The sequence below is a fragment of the Candidatus Methylomirabilota bacterium genome, assembly GCA_035260325.1.
Lineage (GTDB): Bacteria > Methylomirabilota > Methylomirabilia > Rokubacteriales > CSP1-6 > AR19.
In genome coordinates this window covers 1-16395 of sequence record DATFVL010000308.1, presented here as the reverse complement: position 1 = coordinate 16395, position 16395 = coordinate 1, and the positions used below count along the sequence as shown (strand labels likewise).

Here is a 16395-nt window from a genome sequence, read left to right as displayed (position 1 = left end):
CTCATGGCCCTCGCGACGGAGACCCTCGGCCCCGGGCGCGCCGGGCCGCTCGTCCGCTCCCACGCCGAGCGCCATCCCCTCCTGGTCGCGGAGGAGGCGGGTGACGTCGTGGGCGTCCTCGGCTACCGCACCGACTGGTTCCAGTGCACGCTCGTCGGGCTCGTCTGCGTGCGCGACGACCGCCGGCGGCGCGGCATCGCCCGCGCCCTCTTCAAGATGCTCGAGGCCGTCTCGCCCGGCCCGCGGCTCTACTCATCCGCCGAGGAGACCAACACGGCCGCGATCCGGATGCACGCGGCGCTCGGCTTCGCGCCCTCGGGCCACATCGACAACCTCCCGCAGGGCTATCGCGAGCTCCTGTTCTACAAGCGCCTCCACCCGTAGCCGCACGAGGGAGACGACCCGATGAGCACCGTACCGGTGACGAAGGCGGAGCTGCTGAGCGCCGCGGAGCACGAGTACACGCTGTTCCAGGAGGCGCTCGAGGGGCTGGACGAGCGCCGGTTCGACGAGGTGTGGCTGGGCGTCTGGTGCGTCAAGGACATCGTCGCGCACATCTCCGCATGGCACCGCGAGCTGGCGCCGGCCCTCGGGCGGCTGGCGCGCGGCGAGCGGCCGATTCCCGAGGGCGTGAGCTACGAGGACGTGGACGCCTGGAACGCGAAGTTCGTCGCGGCGAAGAAGGCCGCGCCCCTGCCGGAGGTCATGCGCGACCTCGAGCGCTCGCACACGGACTTCATGCGCGCCGCGGCCGCCGTCCCGGCGGCGCGCTTCGAGCCCGGCCGGACGGCGTGGAAGATCGTGGACCAGAACTCGGCCCACCATTACAAGGAGCACGGCGACCAGATCCGCGCCTGGCGCGCGGAGAAGGGCCTCTGAGGGGACGCTCAGCGAGGAAGAATCGAGGACGAGGCGCGACCCGTTACTAGCCTCCGGAGACCGTTGGCCGAAGGCGCCGCACCAGTTCGTACAGGGCGCTCTTCCCCCCGGGGTAGCCGATGAGGCGCACCCGTCTCAGCACCTCGGCGCCCGACAGCATGGGCTCGGCTTGGAGCCACTGACTGATCTGCGGCGCGAAGGGCGCCACCGTCGAGGGGCGTCCCACGCTGCGCCGCTCGGTCCAACCCACTGGATGGCCGGCGTTCGCCGGTTCGGTGATCGCTTCTCTGAACGTCATGTCCAGGTCCTCCATGCCCCATGGAGAGAGCAAAAGCGATACCGGAGGCATATTTCCAGAAATTTCAGCATGTTGCGAGACGCCGTCCACAAATGCCTGGTAAATTTGCGGCCAGCAGATCAATCTCCGTCCGGGTAATTTCTGGACACGGGCCCGGCGATTTCCGGAGATCCTTGGACGCACGAGCGTACCGCTGCGGGTTGACAATGTCGGGCCGGGCATGGTCGGCTGCTGGCGTGATCGGGCTCGGCCGAGCGATCCTCGCGGCTCTCCTGGCGCTGGCGCTCCTCTCACCCGCCGTCGCCCAGCAGGCGAGCTACAACTACGAGATCCCCTCCGGCCAGTTCAAGCGGGTCAGGATCATCAACGTGTCCGAGGGCACCGTGCTGGCGGTTCTCGTGAAGCTCGACGGCCAGATGGACGTCCTCGTCGCCTACGGCGAGGCGGGCGACCGAGCCGACCAGGACGAGAAGGCCCCGGCGCCCGCGCGGCCTCTCCTCCACGTCCAGGCCGTGAAGCAGCTTTCCTTCTCGGTGAGGGCCCCGATCGCCGGCCAGTACTTCGCCGTGCTCGACAACCGGAAGGGGACGGAGCCACAGGTGGTGGAGGTCACGATCGCGGTGCAGCGCCCCGCGGCACCCAGGGAGCCGAGCAAGGAGCCGGACAAGGAAAAGAAGGAGGAGCCGCGGCCATTCCCGCGCTCCTAGGGCGGCGACCTACTCCTCGAGGACCTTCTTGATCCCCTGGGTGAGCTCGGCAGGGGTGAAGGGCTTCAGGACGAGCCCGTGGACGCCCGTCTCGGCCGCCTCGCCGAGGAGCTCGCGGGTCCCGTGGGCGGTGATCATGACCACGCGCAGCTTCGGGCGGAGATCCCACGCGCGCTGGATGAACTCGAGACCGTTCAGCTCCGGCATCTTGTAGTCGACCACGAGGAGGTCGGGTTTCGGGGCCGCGGCAAGGTACCGGAGCGCCTCGCCCGTGCTCGTGAAGCCCTGGACGGTGTGGCCCTGCTTCGTGAGCACGCTCTCGCACATCTTCACGATCATCGGATCATCGTCGACGACGACGATGTTCATGCCCGGGCCCGCTCGTCCCGGCGGAGCTTGTACTCGATCGAGTCCACGAGGGCCTGCCAGGACGCCTCGATGATGTTGTCGGCCACGCCGACCGTCCCCCACGTCTCCTCGCCGTCGCCCGACGTGATGAGCACGCGCGTCTTGGCCGCGGTGCCCTTCGTCTCGTCGAGGATGCGCACCTTGTAGTCGAGGAGCCGCATCGTCTTGAGGTTCGGGTAGAACTCCTCGAGCGCCTTCCGGAGGGCGTGGTCGAGCGCGTTGACCGGGCCGTTGCCCGACGCGGCCGTGTGCTCGAGGATGCCCTTCACGCGCACGCGGACGGTCGCCTCGGCGACGGGCTCCTGCTCATGGTTCTGCTCCTCGACGATCACGCGGTAGGCCTCGAGCTCGAACCAGGGCTTGTGAGGCCGGAGCGCGCGCTCCATGAGGAGCTCGAACGACGCCTCCGCGCCCTCGAACTGGAACCCCTGATCCTCGAGCGCCTTGAGCTGGTCGAGGATCCGGCGCGTGTCCGGCGTCTCCTGGTCGAGATCGATCCCGTACTCCCGCGCCTTCCAGAGGATGTTCGACCTGCCGGCGAGCTCGGAGACGAGCACGCGCCGGTGGTTGCCCACCGCCTCGGGCTCGATGTGCTCGTAGGTCTCGGGATGCTTCTGGACCGCCGAGACGTGCATGCCCCCCTTGTGGGCGAAGGCCGAGTCCCCCACGTAGGGCTGCGACGACCAGGGCTTGCGGTTCGCCAGCTCGGAGACGAAGCGCGAGGCGTCGCGGAGCTCGCGCAGGTGCGGCTCCGGGATGCAGTCGAGCCCGAGCTTCAAGATCAGGTTCGGGATGATCGAGACCAGGTTCGCGTTCCCGCACCGCTCGCCGAAGCCGTTCATGGTCCCCTGCACCTGGCCCACGCCCTCCAGCACGGCGGCGACCGAGTTCGCCACCGCGCACTCGGCGTCGTTGTGGACGTGGATGCCGAGCGGCGTCTTCACGTGCTTCTTCACGATCTGGAGGATCGCGACGAGGTCGTGCGGCAGCGTGCCGCCGTTCGTGTCGCAGAGGACGAGCCAGTGGGCGCCGGCCTCCTCCGCGGCCTTGAGCGTGCGGAGCGCGTAGTCACGGTTTTTCCGGAAGCCGTCGAAGAAGTGCTCGGCGTCGAACATCACCTCGTCCATCCGCGGACGCAGGAACGCGATCGTGTCCGCGATCATCGCGAGGTTCTCGTCGAGCGTGGTCCCGAGCGCGTGCGTCACGTGGAAGTCCCACGACTTGCCGACGATCGTCGCCACGGGCGCGCCCGCGTCGAGGAGCGCCTGCATGTTGGCGTCGGACTCGGCGGCGCCGCCGGCGCGGCGGGTCATGCTGAAGGCGGCGAGCTTGGCGTGCTTGAGCGTGACGTCCTGCATGCGGCGGAAGAAGCGCAGGTCCTTGGGGTTCGAGCCCGGCCACCCGCCCTCGATGTAGTGGATGCCGAGGGCGTCGAAGCGCGACGTCAGGCGGACCTTGTCCTCCATCGAGAAGGACACCCCTTCCCCCTGGGTGCCGTCGCGGAGCGTCGTGTCATAGATCTTGATCAGGCGGCGCATGCGGTACCTGTCATGATGCGCCCCAACGCCGCGGAGTGTCAAGATTCGCCGTCAGATCGCGCCCTTCCGCCTGAGCCCGACGATCTCCGCCCGCGAGAGCCCGACGAGCGTCCGGAGCACGAGGTCGGTGTGCTGGCCGAGCACCGGGGGCGCCGCCCCGGCGCGGCCGGGCGTGCCGTGGAGGCGGATCGGCACCCCCATGACGGTCACGCGGCTCGCCTTCGGATGGGGCAGCGTGACGACCATGCCGCGCGCCTTGAGGTGCTCGCTCTCGCAGACCTCGGCCACCGTCTTGATCCGCCCGGCCGGGATGCCCGCGGCCTCGAAGCGCTTCAGCCACTCCTCGACCGTGCGCGCGCCGAGGATCTCGTTGAGCAGCGGGATCAGCGTGTCGCGGTTCTGCACGCGCTTGGCCTCGGTGTCGAAGCGCCCGTCGCGCGCGAGGTCGGGCCGGTCGAGGGCCGCGCAGCACTTCGTCCACAGGGAGTTGTTGGCGACGCCGAGCGTCAGGTAGGCGTCGGCGGCCTTGAAGACCTCGTACGGAACGATGGACGGGTGGGCGTTCCCGCGGCGCGTGGGCCGCTGGCCCGTGGCGAAGTAGATGCCGGCCTGGTAGGTGAGCAGCGCGGCCATGGCGTCGAGCATCGCGATCTCGACCTTCTGGCCGCGGCGCGTCCGGGCGCGCGCGAGCAGGGCGAGCGTCACGCCGTGGGCCGCCGACATCCCGGCGACGAGGTCGGCGATCGAGGTGCCCACCTTGACCGGGGGGCCGTCGGCGAAGCCGGTAATGTCCATGAGCCCCGACTCGGCCTGCACGATCAGGTCGTAGCCGGCGCGGTGCGCCTCCGGCCCGGACTCGCCGAAGCCGGAGATGGAGCAGTAGACGAGCCGCGGATTCACCTTCGCGAGCGCCCGGTAGCCGAAGCCGAGCTTCTCCATCGTCCCGGGGCGGAAGTTCTCGAGGAGGACGTCGCTCCGCTTGACGAGCGCTCTCAGGATGCGCCGGCCCTCGGGGGCCTTGAGGTTCAGCGTGACGCTCTTCTTGTTGCGGTTGACCGACATGAAGTACGTGGCCTCGCCGCCGACGAAGGGCGGCCAACTCCGCGTATCGTCGCCCTTGCCGGGCTCCTCGATCTTGACGACCTCCGCGCCCATGTCGCCGAGGAGCATGGCGCAGAAGGGGCCCGCGAGGACACGGGTGAGGTCGAGGACGCGGACGCCGGCCAGCGGTCCCTTAGCTCGAGGCACGCGCTCGTCCTTTGAAGACGCGCTTGGCGAGGCTCCGCGCGATCGCGCTCACGCGGTCGCCGGCGCGGCCGGCGCGGTGCCAGAAAAGCCGCGCGCGGTCCACGGCGCCCAGGTGGGAGAAGTAATAGACGCTGTCCACCGCCTCGATGGCGACGCGCGAGCCGATCCTGAGCCCGCGCGTGTCGGCGCCGTGGCAGACGAACCGCGCACCCCCTTCGAGCTCGACGAGCGCGATGTGCAGCGGCGCGCGAAAGCCCGCCGGCGGCGCGTGGAGCGTGGTGAACGAGACGATCTCGCCGGCGCCCGGCAGCAACACGGGCTCCATCGCCACGGGATGGCGCGGGCAGTAGCTCGCGGGAGGCGCGACGATCGCGCGGCACGCGGGGCAGCGGGAGGCCTCGATCCCCTCGATCACGCCGCCTCGAGGAGCGTCACCCAGTTGTTCGTCGCGAGCCCGCCGATGGACTGGGCGAGCGCGACGCGCGCCTGCGTCTGGCACCCCTCCGCGCGCCCGGTGAGCTGCCAGACGCACTCGACGATCTGGGCGAGCCCCGTGGCCGCCAGCGGATGGCCGCGCGCCTTGAGCCCGCCCGACGGGTTCACCGGCAGCCGGCCGTCGAGGGCGGTCTCGCCGTCGAGCGTCACGCGCCCGGCCTTGCCCGGCGGCACGAGGCCCAGGTCCTCGAGCGAGATCAGCTCGAACGGGGCGAACGCGTCGTGGAGCTCGGCCACGTCCACCCGCTCCGGGCCGAAGCCCGCCATCGCGAAGGCCTCGCCCGCCGCCGCCTGCGTGGCCCGGAAGCTCGTGAGGATCTGGCGGTGACGGAGCGCGAGCGTGTCGTTCCCCTGCCCGATGCCGGCCACGCGCACGCCCGCGCGATCGGCCGTCAGGACGACCGCGGCGGCGCCGTCCGAGATGGGGCAGCAGTGGAGCAGGCGGAGCGGGTCGGCCACCATGCGGCTCTCGAGCACCTCCTCGGGCGTGACCGCGCGGCGGAAGTGCGCGTACGGGTTCCGGAGCGCGTTGGCGTGGTTCTTCACGGCCACCTGGGCGAGCTCGCGCGCGCCCACGCCGCGCGCCATCAGCGCGCGCGTGACGAGGGCCGCGAGGGCGGGCATCGTGGCGCCGTAGGAGCGCTCGTAGGGATCGAGCGAGCGGCCGATCAGCTCGGACACCCGGGGCGTGGCGAGGTGGGTCATCTTCTCGCCGCCGACGACCAGCACCGCGCGCCGCAGGCCGGCCGCGACCAGCGCGAACCCGGCGTAGAAGGCGGCCGCGCCCGAGGAGGTCGCGGTCTCGACCCTGAGCGCCGGCGCCTGGGCGAAGCCCAGGTGGGCGGCGGCGTTCGAGGCGAAGTTGCCGTCGCCGACGAACTCCTCGGGGTTCATGGCGGCGACGACGATCGCGTCTGGCGCGTCCACGCCGGCCGACCGCAAGGCGCCGTGCGCGGCCTCGGCCATGAGGTCTTGAAGCCGCTCGCTCCGCCGTCCGACGCGCGTCATCGCCGCGCCCGCCACCCACACGTCACGCATGACGTGTCCAGCTTGACGGCAGAGCCGGAAAACGTCAACCGGTCACGGCGCGCCGTTCCTCCGGCGCGAGGGCGGCGGCGGCGCGGCGACGCGGAGATCGCGGATGAGCCGCAGGAGGTACGTGCGCTGGAGCCCGAGCGCTTTCGCGGCGTGGGTGCGGTTGCCGCACGCTCGACGGAGGGTCGCCTCGATCAGGCGGCGCTTGAACTCGGAGACGGCGCCGTGGTACCCGAACGGTGGCGGCGGCAGGGGCATTGAGCTCATGCCGATTCACAGAGGCAACGACGATGCCACGGCCGGGACGCCGGTCTCCCGAAGAAAAAGCCCGCGGCATTCGGTCGAATGCACAGCGGGCCTGGCGGTGTGCCGTGTGGCCTGTGCAGCTACTTCTTGGTCGTCGGCTTCACCCCGGGGTTGTCCTTGAAGAACTGCTTGTTCAGCTCGATGTAGTTCTTCCACTGCTCGGGGGTCTCGTCCTCGGCGAAGATCGCCTTCACCGGGCAGACGGGCTCGCAGGCGCCACAGTCGATGCACTCGTCGGGGTGGATATAGAGCATCGTCTCACCCTCGTAGATGCAATCGACCGGGCAGACCTCGACGCACGCCTTGTCTTTGACGTTGATGCACGGCTCGGCGATTATGTACGGCATTGGGGCCTCCCGATGTGCCGCCTAGTTGGGTGCGCTCGGACCAACGATTCTTGTACCCGAATCATCATAGAGTGTCAAGCTTTCCGCGCGGTTGAACACCGACACGCCGGGCGTCACTGCGTCTTCAGGCGCGGATCGAGGGCGTCGCGCAGCGAGTCGCCGAAGAGGTTGAAGGCGAAGACGGCGAGGCTGATCGCGAGGCCCGGGAAGACGGCCATCCACGGCGCCCGCTCGGCGAACTCGATGGCCGCACCGCTCAGCATCAGGCCCCACGCGGGCGTCGGCTCCTGCACGCCGAGCCCGAGGAACGAGAGCGACGACTCCAGCAGGATCGCCTGCCCGACGAACGCGGTGAGCATGATCAGGAAGGGCGCCATGACGTTCGGCAGCATGTGTCGCAGGATGATGCGCGCGTGGCGGAAGCCCGCGGCGCGCGCCGCGTCCACGTACGCCGTCTCGCGGATCGAGAGCGCGGAGGAGCGGATGACGAGGGCGCAGCGCGGGATCATCGGCACCGTGATCGCCATGATGAGGTTCGGGATCGAGTTCCCGAGGATGGCGACCAGCGCCAGCGCCAGGATGATGAGCGGGAAGGCCAGGAAGATGTCCATCACGCGCTGGACGTAGAGGTCGGTCCGACCCCCGAAGTACGCGCTCCCCACGCCGAGCACGGCGCCCAGCGCCGCGCCCAGGACCGACGCGCCGAAGCCCACGAGCAGCGCCGTGCGCGAGCCGTGGATGAGCCGCGAGAGCACGTCGCGACCGAACGAGTCCGTCCCGAGCCAGTGCGCCGGGGACGGCCGCGCCAGCATGCCGCCGAAGTCGATCGCCACGGGATCGTAGGGCGCGATCACCGGCGCCAGCACCGCGGCCAGCAGCATGAGCACGATCACGGCGGCGCCGATCGCGCCGAGCGGACGGCGCCGGCAGAACTCGCCGGCCGCCGCGGTCCAGCGGCTCGCGGCGCCCGGGGTCTCGAGCTCGGCGGCTTCGACCGGTCGCGCGACGGCCATCACCGGTACCGGATGCGCGGGTCGAGCCACGCGTACGCGACGTCCATGGCGAAGTTCACGACGATGAAGAAGCCCGCGACCAGCATCACCAGCGCCTGGAGGAGCGTGTAGTCGCGGTGGGCGACGGCCTGGACGAAGAGCAGCCCGATGCCGTTCAGGTTGAAAACCTGCTCGGTGACGACGAGGCCGCCGATGAGGAATGCGAACTCGATGGCGATGACCGTCACCACCGGCAGCATCGCGTTCTTGAGCGCGTGGCGCGAGAGGATCAGGTTCTGCATGAGCCCCTTCGCGCGCGCCGTGCGGATGTAGTCCTCGCGCAACACCTCGAGCATCGCCGAGCGCGTCATCCGGGTCGCGACCGCGGAGTAGCGATAGCCCACGGCGAGCGCCGGCCAGATCAGCTGGGCCATGTTCTGCCAGGGGCTCACCCAGAACGGCGTGTAGACCATGGGCGGCAGCCATCGGAAGACGATGAGAAGCATCAAGATCAGGACGATGCCCAGCCAGAACGACGGCACGGCCAGCCCGGCGATCGAGAAGATCCGTACGGCATAGTCCACCCAGGTATCCTGCCTCAGCGCGGCGAGCACGCCGAGCGGAAGCGCCAGCAGCACGGCCACGACCGTGGCCATGACGGCCACCTGGAGCGAGAGCGCGAAGCGCAGCCTGACCTCCTGCCAGATGGGCGCGCCGGTCCACATCGACTCGCCGAAATCGAGGCGCGCGACGCCCCAGATCCACGCGGCGAACTGCCGCCAGACGGGCTGGTCGAGGCCGATCCGCGCTCGCTCCTTGTCGAGCAGCTCCTGCGAGACCGCGCCGCGGTCGCCGGAATAGCGGAGCTCGACGACGTCACCCGGGATGACGCGGATGAGCAGAAACGCCACCAGCGCCACCCCGAAGAGGGTGGGAAACATCAGCAGAAACCGCTTCAGCAGGAACTTGGACACCCGCTACTCTGTGAGCCACACCGTATCGAGCTGGTTGTTCAAGTAGTGACTCGGCGTGATGGTCCAGCCCCTCACCCTGGAGTTGTGCGGAATGATCCGGTGCCACTGGAGCGTGTACATCACGTGGACTTCCTCGTCGAGGAGCCGCCTCTCGAGGGTCCTCAAGATCTTCTTCCGCTCCTCCAGATCGGTCGCCCGCGCCTGCCGCTGGTAGAGGTCGTCGATGACGACGTCCTTGTGCTTGCCGTAGTTGGCGTCGGAGGTGCTGAGGAACCGGCCAAGGTCCAGGTCGGGCTCGACGATGAAGCCGCACTGGAAGTCCATCGCCACCTCGAAATCGCCGCGCTTGAGCATCGGGTGATAGGCGGACGCCTCGATGGTTTCCTGCTTGACGTTCAGGCCGATCTGGCGCCACTGGTCGATGAGCCAGATGCCGAGGGGCTCGTAGGGTTGCGGGATCCCGCGGTTCTTGAAGGTGAAGGCGAAGCCGTCGGGGACGCCCGCCTCCTTGAGGAGGCGCCTGGCCTCGGCGCGGCTGGCGTTGATGTCGGGCCAGTACCCGGCGAGCTTCTTCAGCTCCTCGGGCGGCGTCGCGTACGGGGTGCCGGGCACCTGGATGCCGGCCACGTCGCGCACGATAGCGATCCGCGACAGGCTCTTCGAGGCCTCCCAGCGGTCGAGCGCGAGCGTCAGCGCCCGGCGAACCCGCTTGTCGTCGAACGGCTTCTTCTCGTGGTGCATGGCCACCATCAGCGCGCAGTCCCACGGGCTCTCCTGCACCGTGATCTTCGGCCCGAGCGCGGCGACGAGGCTGTCGCGGTCGGCGGGGGTGAAGCCGCGGAACTGGATCATCGCCCGTTCACCGCGGACGGCGGCGACCTGCGCGGACGAGTTGCTGATGAAGATGGCGCGGTACCCATCGAGGTAGGGCTTGCCCTTGTCCCAGTAGTCCGGGTTCTTCTTGCCGACCCAGTGCGAGCCCCTCACGTGCTCGACGAACTTGAAGGGGCCCGTGCCCATGACGTGCGTCTCGTACCAGTGCGGGTCCTTGGCCAGGATGTCGGCCTTGTAGATCCAGTTCCACGGCGAGGCGAGGTTGAGGAGGATGGACGTCTCCGGGTACTTCAGCCTGACGACGATCGTGCTCGGGTCGGGCGCGTCCACCGCCTTCACCGCCTCGTAGGCCGAGGCCCGGAGGGACTTCACCCCGGCCGGCGGATGAAGGATCTTGTCGTAGGAGGCCTTGACGTCCTTCGACGTCAGCTCGCTGCCGTCGTGGAACTTCACACCCTTGCGGATCTTGAAGGTGTAGACGAGGCCGTCCCTGGAGATGGTCCACGACTCCGCGAGGTCGCCGACCGGCCTGGTCCCCGTCTTGTCGAAGGGGTCGACCCGCAGCAGCGTGCTGTAATGCGGCGCCATCGGATGAACGACGCCGAACGTCTCCTCCTGGTGCAGGTCGTATGACGGGGGCTCGGACGGCACCACGAAGACGAGCTCACCGCCGGAGCGCGGCTTCTCCTGCGCCCACGCGGGCAGTGCCTGAGCCAGGACCAGCAGCCCGATGAACGTGCTGGTGAAGCGTCGCATGAGCTTACCTCCGCGGGCGCGGCACGCCCGGGTTCGTGTTCGGTCCAGCAGCGGCGCGACTATTCGGAAAACCAGGGACACTCACCGAAGGTTTCAGCATTTAAGCACGGGGGGCCCTTCTGTCAAGCCAGGAGGCAGGCCGCCCCGTGGCCGGGCTTGACCTCGCGGAGCCCGGGGACCTCGCTCCGGCAGCGGTCCACGGCGATGGGGCACCGCGGGTGGAACACGCAGCCCGTGGGCGGCTTGAGCGGGCTCGGGACCTCGCCGCCGAGGACGATATGCTCGCGGCGCGCCTCGAGCTCCGGGTCCGGGATCGGCACGGCGGCGAGGAGGGCGCGTGTGTAGGGGTGGAGTGGATCGTCGTAGAGCGCCTTCCGGTCGGCCAGCTCGACGACCTTCCCGAGGTACATCACGGCCACGCGGTCGGAGATGTGGCGCACGACCGAGAGATCGTGGGCGATGAAGAGGTAGGTCAGGCCGAACTCGGCCTGGAGGTCCTCGAGCAGGTTGATGATCTGCGCCTGGATCGAGACGTCGAGGGCCGAGACCGGCTCATCGCAGACGATCAGCGCGGGCTCGAGGGCGAGCGCGCGCGCGATCCCGACGCGCTGCCGCTGGCCCCCCGAGAGCTGGTGCGGGTAGCGGTCGGCGTGCTGGGGCAGGAGCCCGACGTGGCGCAGCAGCTCGGCGACGCGCGCCGCCCGCGCGGCCCGCTCGGGCACGAGCCCGTGCACGGCGATCGGCTCGGCGAGGATCTGGCCGATCGTCATCCGGGGGTTGAGCGAGCTGTACGGGTCCTGGAAGATCACCTGGATGCGGCGACGCACGCGTCGCAGGGCGGCGTCCTCGAGCCTCGCCAGATCCTGGCCCTCGAAGATGATCTCGCCGCTCGTCGGGCGCTCGAGCTGCAGGATGCACCGGCCCGTCGTGGTCTTCCCGCAGCCGGACTCGCCGACGAGCCCGAGCGTCTCGCCGCGCCGGATCGCGAAGCTGACCCCGTCCACCGCCCGGACGATGCCGGGCTCGCCGCCGAAGAGGCCGCCGCCGACGCGGAAGTGCTTGACGAGGTTCCGGACCTCGAGGAGCGGCGCGCCGCCCGTCATCGCAGAGCCGGCGCCTGCTCCAGGCGCGCGGCCTCCCAGCACGCGCTCACGTGGCCCTCCCCACCCGCCGGCGCCAGGACGGGCCGCTCAGCCAGGCAGCGCTCCACGCGGAAGGCGCACCGCGGGGCGAACGCGCATCCGTGCGGCAGGCGGGTGAGGTCGGGCGGCTGGCCCTCGATCGGGTCGAGCCGCGCGCGCCGCGGCTCGTCGAGGCGCGGCACCGAGCGCAGGAGCCCGAGCGTGTAGGGATGGCGCGGACGCCGGTAGAGCTCGCGCGCGGTCCCCCGCTCGACGATGCGCCCCGCGTACATGACGTTCACGCGGTCGGCGTAGCGCGCGACGACGCCGAGGTTGTGGGTGATGATCAGCATGGCGACGCCGAACCGGCGCGAGAGGTCGCGCATGAGCTCGAGGATCTGCGCCTGGATCGTCACGTCGAGCGCCGTCGTGGGCTCGTCGGCGAGGATCAGCGAGGGGTGGCAGGCGAGCGCCGTCGCGATCACCATCCGTTGCCGCATCCCGCCCGAGAACTGGTGGGGGTACTGCGCGAGGCGCCGCGCCGGATCGGGGATGCCGACCGTCGCCAGGAGCTCCGCGGCGCGCTGCCGCGCCTGCTCGCGCGTCATCCCGAGGTGGATCTCGAGCCCCTCGGTGAGCTGGCGCCCGATCGTGAGCACGGGATTCAGCGAGGTCATCGGCTCCTGGAACACCATCGCGATCTCGCGCCCGCGCACGCGGCGCATCTCCTCCTCGGAGAGGGCCAGGAGGTCGCGGCCCTTGAAGCGGACCTGGCCGCCCACGATGCGCCCGGCGGGCGCCTCGACCAGCCGCATCACCGAGAGCGCGCTCACGCTCTTGCCGCAGCCCGACTCGCCCACCAGCGCGACCGTCTCGCCTTCCGCGACGTCCCACGACACGCCGTCCACGGCGCGGACGACGCCGCCGCGCGTCAGGAACTCGGTCGTTAGATTGCGGACTTCGAGGAGCGTCGCCACGACGCGCCAGTCTAGCACACGCCGCGTGACGGCACGCAGCACCTGTCAGCCGATCTGCCGAGCGGGCGACGCACGGCGGCACCCGGGGGACGGGCCGCGCCCTTCGAGACCCGTAGCTTCTACGCGGCGGCCGACGCAGCGCGAAGGACACGCGCTGGCGCGTCGGTGGCTAGCGTGGTCGAGAAGGGCGCGGCCTGGCCTCCGGTGCCGGCCGAGCGGCGAGGCGCTAGTCGTGGCAGCGCGCGGCGGCGAGGTGCGGGGTGGCGATCGGCTCGAGCGAGGCGTACTCGCGGCACACGGCCTCGGCGACGCAGGGCCAGCGGTGCTGCGCCGCCCAGCGCACGCCCTCCCGGCCGATCCGCCAGCCGAGGTCGGGATCGGCCACGAGCGCGGCGATGCGCTCGGCGAGCGCGGCGACGTCGCTTTCCGGAACGAGGAAGCCCGTGACGCCGTCGCGCACGGTCGTGACGAGCCCGCCCACGCGCGAGGCGATCACGGGGCTCCCGCAGGCCATGGCCTCGAGGGCCACCATGCCGAACGACTCGTAATACGAGGGCACGACGGTGACGTCGGCCGCGGCGTAGTAGATCGGGAGCCGCTCCTGGGGCTGCGGGCCGACGAAGCTCACGGCGCCGTCGAGGCGGAGCCGGCGGATCTGGGCGCGGAGCGAGGCCTCGTGGCCGTTCGGCGGATCGTCGGCATCGCCGCCGACGATCAGGAGCCTCGCCTCGGTCCCGGCCGCGCAGAGCCGTCCCACCGCGGCGAGCAGCGTGTCGAGCCCTTTGATCGGCGCCATGCGCCCGACCCACAGGAGCACCGGACGCGCGTCGAGCCCGAGCTCGCGCCGCGCGGCGGCCCGGTCGCCCGGCGTGAAGAGCTCCGTGTCCACGCCGCACGGGATCGTCGCGATACGTTGCGCGCCGGCGCCGTAGGCGCGCAGGAGCTCCGCGCGCTCGACGTCGTTCGCCGCCACGATGCGGTCCGCCGCGCCGACGATGCGCGTCTCCTCGCGGAGCCGGATCGCGGGCTCGAGCTCGCCCGCGCTCCGCGCCGCGCGGTTCTTCGGCCGGCCGAGGGTGTGGAACATCTGGAGCACGGGGACCCCCCAGCGGTCGCGGAGCGCAAGCGCGGCGACGCCCGAGAGCCAGTAGTGGGCGTGGATCAGGTCGTACTCGACGCCGCGCGTGAGCCGCCACGCCTCGATCCCGTCCACGAACTCGTCGAGGTGGCCGTGGATCTCGGCGCGCGCCATCGGGGCCTCGGGTCCCGCCGGCAAGTGGATCACCTGCACCTGCTCGCCCATCCGGACGACGCGCGGGATCGCCGCGTTCTGCGAGCGGGTGAAGACGTCCACCTCGACGCCCATCCGCCCGAGCTCGCGCGAGAGCTCGCGCACGTAGACGTTCATGCCGCCCGTCTCTTTCGCGCCGAGCGCGGCGAGCGGGCAGGTGTGGATGCTGAGCATCGCGACGCGGAGGTTCACGGCCGCCGCCCGACTTTCACCCCGTAGACCTCTTCGGGGACGGGCTCGAACTCGTACTTGTAGCGCTCCTCGCCGCGGAGGAAGTCGAACCGGCGCCGGCCGCGCTCGATCGCGTCGCGGATCAGGTGGCCCAGGAGCACGACGCCGGGCGAGAGCGCGGCGCCGTCGGGGTGGAATCCGGAATTGTAGAGCCCGACCGTGTCGCCCCACTCGAGCACGACGAACGAGGCGATCGGACCCGAGGCGGTGTCGAGGAACCAGAGGCGCGCGGCGCCCCGCTCGGCCAGCGCCGTCACGGCCTCGCGGAAGAAGGCCTCCATGCGGGGGTCCATGAAGCGCGCTTTGCCCGCGCGCGAGCGCCGGTGGAGGTCGAAGAAGTCGCCGAGCCGCGCCGTCACGTCGGCGGGGCGGTGGGCGCAGGACGCGCGCGCCTCCGGCGCCTCGCGCTCGAGGCGCCGCATCTTGCGGCCGAGCTCGTGGCGGTGCTTGCCGCCGAGCCCCGCGAGGTACGCGTCCCACGTGGCGGGCAGCGTCAGCACGGGACATCGATCCTCGACGACCGCCTCGGCGGCGAGCCCGCAGGCGCGCGCGAGGCGCGGCAGGGCGGTGACCGTCGGCGAGTCCGCCGGGACGGCGTGGAGACGCCACTCGACCGGCTCTGCGCCCCGCGCCTCGAGCAGCGCGGTCCACGCCTCCTCCTCGCGCCCCGCGACCGCCACGAGGTCGAGGTAGTCCGACACGTCGGCGCCGCCGATCGTCTCGAAGACGCCGGGCGACGCCTCGTAGAGCGGAAGCGCGGCGACCAGGCCCCCCTCGCCGTCCATGACGCGATGGACCTCGACCCGGCGATCCGCGACGAAGGCCCGCGCCCAGTGGGACTGCCAGGTCCACGTGAGGAAGGGCGAGCGCAGGCGCGTGGCGGCGTGGAGCCGCTCCCACGTCGCGGCGCCGACCGCCTCGAGACGGTCCGCGACCTCGACTTTCATGCGACGAGCCTCGGGCGGCCCATCACAGATCGTCGGATGCGCCGTCGGCGTCCACGGACTCCGACGCGCCGGGGGCGGGCGCCTCTCCCTGCCCTCCCGGTTCACCCTCTGCGAGCGCCTCGTCCACGGCGGATTCGAAGTCGTCGCCGAGGTCGTCACCGAACTCCTTGCCCATCTTCTTCATGAAGCGGGCGACGCTCGCGGGGTCCTCCTCGTTCAGGTCGCCGAAGCTCGACGCGTCGGCCAGCGACTCGAGGCGCTCGTCTTCCGAGCGCACGGTGGCGAAGCGCGACATCACGCGGGCGAGGTTGGATCCGTGACAGCGGGGGCAGGTCGGGACGGGGGCGGCCGACGGCCGGAGCACGAGGAGGCTCACCCGGCGGCGACAGTCGTGGCACTCGTACTCGTAAATCGGCATGCCGCAACCAATCTTAGCACGCGCGACCGAGTCCGCCCGGAGCGAGCGTGTCACGGTGGCGGGCGGGCGCGCGGCGGGTGTCAGGCTGCTCGCGAGGCGGCGCGGTGAAAGTGGCGTCACCCAACGCGTCGGGCCTCCGGCATTCTTCTTGCTCATCTGCCAGGGGCATGAACGCCACGATCATCGCCGAGCCCGAGCGCCGGCTCCTCGAGCACGTGGCGTCGCTCGCCCGAACCCTCAACGAGGAGCGCGAGCGCCTGGCGGCGCGGCTCACCGAGCTGGAGCGCGAGCTCTGCGTGCTCGCGACCACGCTCGACGGCCGCCCGGCCGTCATCGCCCTCGGCGGCGACCGGCCGCCCCGCGGCTGACCGCGGCGCCACACCCGCCTCCCTCAGCGCCGCGCGCCGGCGAAGATCGCTTCCATCCGCGCGACCGCGCGGTCCCAGTCGAACGCCGTCGTGACGAGCCGCTGGCCCGCCGCGGCGAGCCTCCCGCGCAGCCCGGCGTCGGTCACGAGCCGCTCGAGCTTCGCGGCGAGGTCGGCGACGTCGCGCCGGCGGGCGACCAGGGCCGTCTCGCCGTCGCGCGCGTAG

21 protein-coding genes are annotated in these 16395 nt (G+C 71.0%); 4 read left to right on the top strand and 17 right to left on the bottom strand.

The features are described from left to right. Both VKG64_19720 and VKG64_19715 read left to right on the top strand, forming a co-directional pair. A partial coding sequence (locus VKG64_19720) for a GNAT family N-acetyltransferase (protein ID HKB27269.1) occupies window positions 1-384 on the top strand: 384 nt, incomplete at its 5' end. 21 nt (window positions 385-405) lie between these two features. Beyond that, on the top strand, window positions 406-879 hold the full coding sequence (locus VKG64_19715; protein ID HKB27268.1) for a ClbS/DfsB family four-helix bundle protein: 474 nt from the start codon (window positions 406-408) through the stop codon (window positions 877-879). 46 nt (window positions 880-925) lie between these two features. Here the strand turns inward: VKG64_19715 and VKG64_19710 are convergent, their stop codons facing one another. Beyond that, window positions 926-1177 carry a hypothetical protein gene (locus VKG64_19710; GenBank protein HKB27267.1) on the bottom strand — a complete coding sequence of 84 codons (252 nt, stop codon included), beginning with the start codon at window positions 1175-1177 and terminating at the stop codon, window positions 926-928. Between the two features lie 236 nt (window positions 1178-1413). Between VKG64_19710 and VKG64_19705 the strand changes: the two genes are divergently transcribed. Beyond that, a complete protein-coding gene (locus VKG64_19705) occupies window positions 1414-1884 on the top strand; it encodes a hypothetical protein (protein ID HKB27266.1) in 471 nt (156 codons plus the stop codon). Window positions 1885-1893: 9 nt separating this feature from the next. Here VKG64_19705 and VKG64_19700 read toward each other — a convergent pair whose 3' ends face one another. The 15 genes from VKG64_19700 to VKG64_19630 form a co-directional block, all read right to left on the bottom strand. Continuing rightward, window positions 1894-2253 (bottom strand): response regulator, encoded by a 360-nt coding sequence (locus VKG64_19700; GenBank protein HKB27265.1) that lies wholly within the window; start codon window positions 2251-2253, stop codon window positions 1894-1896. After that, entirely contained in the window at window positions 2250-3830 is a 1581-nt protein-coding gene (gene cimA, locus VKG64_19695; protein HKB27264.1) for a citramalate synthase, read from the bottom strand. The genes VKG64_19700 and cimA overlap by 4 nt, the downstream gene beginning before the upstream one ends. Window positions 3831-3881: 51 nt before the next feature. Beyond that, window positions 3882-5078 (bottom strand): CoA transferase, encoded by a 1197-nt coding sequence (locus VKG64_19690; GenBank protein HKB27263.1) that lies wholly within the window; start codon window positions 5076-5078, stop codon window positions 3882-3884. Beyond that, window positions 5065-5493, bottom strand: a complete 429-nt coding sequence (locus VKG64_19685) for an OB-fold domain-containing protein (protein ID HKB27262.1) — start codon at window positions 5491-5493, stop codon at window positions 5065-5067. The genes VKG64_19690 and VKG64_19685 overlap by 14 nt, the downstream gene beginning before the upstream one ends. Next, window positions 5490-6611, bottom strand: coding sequence for a hypothetical protein (locus VKG64_19680; GenBank protein HKB27261.1), 1122 nt, complete (start codon window positions 6609-6611; stop codon window positions 5490-5492). Before VKG64_19680 ends, VKG64_19685 begins: the two co-directional genes overlap by 4 nt. 42 nt (window positions 6612-6653) lie before the next feature. Then, the gene (locus VKG64_19675; GenBank protein HKB27260.1) at window positions 6654-6875 is read right to left on the bottom strand and encodes a helix-turn-helix domain-containing protein; all 222 of its coding nucleotides are present in this window, start codon (window positions 6873-6875) and stop codon (window positions 6654-6656) included. Window positions 6876-6994: 119 nt separating this feature from the next. Continuing rightward, on the bottom strand, window positions 6995-7261 hold the full coding sequence (gene fdxA, locus VKG64_19670; protein ID HKB27259.1) for a ferredoxin: 267 nt from the start codon (window positions 7259-7261) through the stop codon (window positions 6995-6997). A gap of 113 nt (window positions 7262-7374) precedes the next feature. Further along, window positions 7375-8274: an ABC transporter permease gene (locus VKG64_19665; GenBank protein HKB27258.1), complete on the bottom strand. Its 900-nt coding sequence runs from the start codon at window positions 8272-8274 to the stop codon at window positions 7375-7377. Continuing rightward, window positions 8274-9227, bottom strand: coding sequence for an ABC transporter permease (locus tag VKG64_19660; protein HKB27257.1), 954 nt, complete (start codon window positions 9225-9227; stop codon window positions 8274-8276). Before VKG64_19660 ends, VKG64_19665 begins: the two co-directional genes overlap by 1 nt. A gap of 3 nt (window positions 9228-9230) precedes the next feature. Continuing rightward, on the bottom strand, window positions 9231-10817 hold the full coding sequence (locus VKG64_19655; GenBank protein ID HKB27256.1) for an ABC transporter substrate-binding protein: 1587 nt from the start codon (window positions 10815-10817) through the stop codon (window positions 9231-9233). Between the two features lie 122 nt (window positions 10818-10939). Beyond that, window positions 10940-11920 (bottom strand): ABC transporter ATP-binding protein, encoded by a 981-nt coding sequence (locus VKG64_19650; GenBank protein ID HKB27255.1) that lies wholly within the window; start codon window positions 11918-11920, stop codon window positions 10940-10942. Beyond that, on the bottom strand, window positions 11917-12915 hold the full coding sequence (locus tag VKG64_19645; GenBank protein ID HKB27254.1) for an ABC transporter ATP-binding protein: 999 nt from the start codon (window positions 12913-12915) through the stop codon (window positions 11917-11919). Before VKG64_19645 ends, VKG64_19650 begins: the two co-directional genes overlap by 4 nt. Before the next feature lie 226 nt (window positions 12916-13141). Further along, window positions 13142-14398, bottom strand: coding sequence for a glycosyltransferase (locus VKG64_19640; protein HKB27253.1), 1257 nt, complete (start codon window positions 14396-14398; stop codon window positions 13142-13144). Further along, window positions 14395-15384: a GNAT family N-acetyltransferase gene (locus VKG64_19635; GenBank protein ID HKB27252.1), complete on the bottom strand. Its 990-nt coding sequence runs from the start codon at window positions 15382-15384 to the stop codon at window positions 14395-14397. Before VKG64_19635 ends, VKG64_19640 begins: the two co-directional genes overlap by 4 nt. A gap of 22 nt (window positions 15385-15406) precedes the next feature. Beyond that, complete coding sequence (locus VKG64_19630) at window positions 15407-15802, bottom strand: zinc ribbon domain-containing protein (GenBank protein HKB27251.1); 396 nt, start codon at window positions 15800-15802, stop codon at window positions 15407-15409. A 167-nt stretch (window positions 15803-15969) separates the two neighbouring features. On the opposite strand from VKG64_19630, the gene VKG64_19625 reads away from it, so the two are divergent. Continuing rightward, complete coding sequence (locus tag VKG64_19625) at window positions 15970-16170, top strand: hypothetical protein (protein HKB27250.1); 201 nt, start codon at window positions 15970-15972, stop codon at window positions 16168-16170. A 23-nt stretch (window positions 16171-16193) separates the two neighbouring features. Here the strand turns inward: VKG64_19625 and VKG64_19620 are convergent. Further along, window positions 16194-16395: glycosyltransferase (locus VKG64_19620; protein ID HKB27249.1), on the bottom strand; the 202-nt coding region annotated here is incomplete at its 5' end.